Origin of the sequence: Streptomyces sp. NPDC058221 (assembly GCF_042882365.1) — a bacterium.
Taxonomy (GTDB): domain Bacteria; phylum Actinomycetota; class Actinomycetes; order Streptomycetales; family Streptomycetaceae; genus Streptomyces.
Map to the genome: position 1 here is coordinate 1 of NZ_JBHVWF010000279.1, position 4,105 is coordinate 4,105.

Consider the following 4,105-nt stretch of genomic DNA (forward strand, 5'->3'; position numbering starts at 1 on the left):
GGGCGCCGACCTGGTCCGCCTGAGATGCGCGGACGGCTGGCTCCAGGTGCCGGCGGCTGAGACCGGCCGGGAACCGGTACGTGGTGCGGAGGGCGCCCTCGACCCGGCGCTCCTCGCGGGCCGCACCGACCTGCCCCCGCTGATCTGCGGTGACACCCCGACCGAACTGGCGCTCGTGGACTGGGGCAACGGCGTGATCACCCTGCGGGAGCCGTCCGGACGCTGTCTGTCGGTCGCCGAGGACGGCTATGTGCGCGCCTCGGCCGACGAGCCCGGCGGCTGGATCGTCCAGGAGACGTTCCGCCTGGAGGCGGTGGAGGGCCACGCCGGCGCTCACCGCCTTCTGCACATCGGAACGGGTGGGTATGTCTCTGTTGCCGCCGACGGCGTAAAGGTTGCCGCCCCGGCCGAGGAGGTTTCCGGATCCGGTGACGGCGACCGCGGACCCGCGGACACCCTCGGAACGGTCTTCGAGACCGAGGTGACCGAACGCGGCGAGGATGCCGTGGCCCGCGCCGCCGCCGCGGCCGACACCGTGATCGTCGTGGCCGGCAACGACCCCCACATCAACGGGCGCGAGACCGAGGACCGCACCACCCTCGACCTCCCCGCCCAGCAGGAACGCCTCTGGCGCGCCGCCCACGCCGCCAACCCGCGCACCGTCCTGGCGGTCACCTCCGCCTACCCGTACGCCCTCGCCGAAGCGGCTGCCGTGCTTCCCGCACTCCTGTGGACCGCGCACGGCGGCCAGGCCGCGGGAACGGCGCTCGCCCGGGTCCTGGCCGGCGACGTCTCCCCGGCCGGCCGGCTCCCGCAGACCTGGTACGCCTCCGACGCGGAACTGCCCGGCCTGCTCGACTACGACATCATCGGCTCCCGCCAGACCTACCTCTACTACCGGGGCGCGCCGCTCTATCCGTTCGGCCACGGCCTCTCCTACAGCGAGTTCACCTACAGCTCCCTGACCGCCGAACGCGAGGGCGACCGGCTGCGGGTGTCGCTGACCGTCACCAACACCGGGACCGTCGCCGCCGACGAGGTCGCCCAGCTCTACGTGCGGGCGGTGGCGCCGTCCGTCGTGCGGCCGCTGCGTCAGCTGGCCGCCCACCGCCGGCTGCACCTGGCGCCCGGGGCGGGGCGGCGCGTCGACTTCACCGTCCCTGTCGCGGAGCTGGGCCACTGGGATGTGGCGCACGGCCGCTGGAGTGTCGAGCCCGGCGCGTACGAGATCCAGGCCGGTGCCTCCAGTGCGGACATCCGGACCGTCACCGTGGTCACCGTCGACGGCGAACCGGTCGGGCCCCGGCCGGTCCTGGCGCGAGGCCTGGACGCGGCCGACTACGACGAGCAACTGGCCACCGAGATCGTCGACCGGACGAAGGCGGACGGCGACGCGGTGACCGCCGTCGCCGGCGGCAACGAACTCCTCTACCGGCGATGCGACTTCGGAGCAGGAGCGCACGAGGTCACGGTGTCGGCGTCGGGGGAGGGGGCCGTCCGGATCACCGTCGACGGCGCCACCGTCACCGTCCCGGTGGCCACCGTCGGGCCGTACGACTACCGCACCGGGCAGACCGCCATCGGTGCCTCGGGCGTCCGCGACCTGCGCGTCACTCTGGACGGTTCCGTACGTCTCGCCCGGATCACCTTCGCCGGGGACGCCGAATGAACCGGGCCGCCCCGCGAACCTCTTTCCCTCCCTCTCCAGTTGCCCCCGGCAAGGAGTCCTCATGAAGTTCACCGACGGCTTCTGGCTGATGCGTGAGGGTGTACGCGCCTGCTACGCGACCGAGATCCGCGATCTGCACGTCAGCGACGACCGGTTCACCGCCTACGCGGCGGTCAAACACGTCGCCGAACGCGGCGACACCCTCAACACCCCGCTGATCACCGTCGAGTGTTTCTCCCCGGCCGAGGGCGTCATCGGCGTGCGCACCACCCACCACGCCGGCACGGTGAACCGGGGACCCGACTTCGCGCTCCCCGGCCTGGACCCGGCGGCCGCCGGTGCCCGCACCCGGCGGGAGGGTGCGGTCACCGAGCTGACCAGCGGACCGCTCACCCTGCGGATGGACGGCGACGGGCCATGGGGCATCCGCTTCCTCGACGCCGACGGCCGACGGCTCACCGGCGTCGACGCCAAGGGCACCGCCTTCGCCACCGCCCCCGACGGCACGCACCACATGGTCGCCCAACTCGCTCTGGACATAGGGGAGAACGTCTACGGGCTCGGTGAGCGCTTCACCCCGTACGTGAAGAACGGCCAGAGCGTGGACATCTGGCAGGCGGACGGCGGCACCAGCAGCGAACTGGCCTACAAGAACATCCCGTTCTACCTCTCCTCCCGCGGCTACGGCGTCTTCGTCAACCACCCCGGAAGGGTCTCCTTCGAGATCGGCTCGGAGTCGGTCGGCCAGGTCCAGTTCAGCGTCGAGGACCAGTCGCTGGAGTACTGCATCGTCGCCGGACCGACACCCAAGGAGGTGCTGGCCCGCTACACCGCGCTCACCGGGCGCCCCGCGCTCCCGCCGGCCTGGTCCTTCGGCCTCTGGCTGACCACGTCGTTCTGCACCTCCTACGACGAGGAGACCGTCACCTCGTTCGTCGACGGCATGGCCGAACGTGAAATCCCCTTGTCCGTCTTCCACTTCGACTGTTTCTGGATGCGCGAGTACCAGTGGTCGGACTTCCTCTGGGACCCGGACGTCTTCCCCGACCCGGAAGGCATGCTCGCCCGGCTCAAGGAGCGCGGCCTGCGGATCAGCATGTGGATCAACCCGTACATCGCCCAGAAGTCCGCACTGTTCGCCGAAGGGGCGGAACGCGGCTACCTGGTGCGCCGGGCCAACGGCGACATCTGGCAGTGGGACCTGTGGCAGCCCGGCATGGCCCTGATCGACTTCACCAACCCGGCGGCGCGCGAGTGGTACAGCGGCAAACTGCGGCTGCTGCTGGACCAGGGCGTCGACTGCTTCAAGACGGACTTCGGCGAGCGGGTGCCCACCGATGTGGTCTGGCACGACGACTCCGACCCGGAGCGGATGCACAACTACTACGCACAGATCTACAACCGCACCGTCTTCGAACTCCTGGAGAAGGAGCGCGGCCACGGTGAGGCGGTGCTCTTCGCCCGGTCCGCGACGGCAGGCGGCCAGCAGTTCCCGGTGCACTGGGGCGGCGACTGCTTCGCCTCGTTCACGGCGATGGCCGAGTCGCTGCGCGGCGGCCTGTCCCTGAGCCTGTCCGGCTTCGGATTCTGGAGCCATGACATCGGCGGCTTCGAGGGCACCCCCGACCCGGCGGTCTTCAAGCGCTGGCTCGCCTTCGGTCTGCTCTCCTCGCACAGCCGGCTGCACGGCAACGTCTCGTACCGGGTGCCGTGGGCGTTCGGCGAGGAGGCGGTGGACGTCACCCGGAAGTTCACGCTGCTCAAGCACCGGCTGATGCCGTACCTGTACGGGGCCGCGGTCACCGCCCACCGGACGGGCGTCCCGATGATGCGCCCCATGCTGCTGGAGTTCCCCGGCGACCCGACGACCCGGATGCTGGACCGCCAGTACATGCTCGGCCCGGATCTGCTGGTCGCCCCGGTGTTCACGGAGGACGGGCAGGTCGAGTACTACGTCCCCGAGGGCACCTGGACGTCGCTCCTGACCGGCGAGAAGGTCACCGGACCGGTCTGGCGCCAGGAGACCCACGGTTTCGACAGCCTGCCGGTCCTGGTGCGACCCGGTGCGGTGCTTCCCTGGGGCGCCGACGACCGGCGCCCGGACGGCGACTGGCTGGACGGGCTCACCCTGCGGGCCTTCGGCCCGGCATCCACCGCCGACGACACCCTGGTCACGGTCCCGGACCTGACCGGCGCGACCGACGCCACGTTCCGGGTGGTGCGGGCCGACGGCACTTTGACCGTCACGGCCGAGGGCACGGACCGGCCCTTCCGCGTGGTCGCAGAGGGGACGGGAGTCATGGGGGAGGGGACGGGCGCGGTGGCGGTACGGGGCGGCTGAGTGCCGCCGGTGAGATGCGGGGCGTCGGCGGCGCCGTCGGGGGGGGGGGGCGCCCCCGCCCCACACCCCCCCCCCCACCCCACCACCACCAAAAA

At 71.6% G+C, this 4,105-nt stretch carries 2 protein-coding genes; both read left to right on the forward strand.

Annotation, left to right across the window (positions count from 1 at the left end):
• The coding region (locus ACFVW8_RS38555) for a glycoside hydrolase family 3 C-terminal domain-containing protein (RefSeq protein WP_389698624.1) at nt 1-1,669 on the forward strand (1,669 nt) is incomplete at its 5' end.
• 61 nt (nt 1,670-1,730) lie between these two features.
• The gene (gene yicI, locus ACFVW8_RS38560) at nt 1,731-4,010 is read left to right on the forward strand and encodes an alpha-xylosidase (protein ID WP_389698626.1); all 2,280 of its coding nucleotides are present in this window, start codon (nt 1,731-1,733) and stop codon (nt 4,008-4,010) included.
• Nucleotides 4,011-4,105 lie beyond the last annotated feature (95 nt).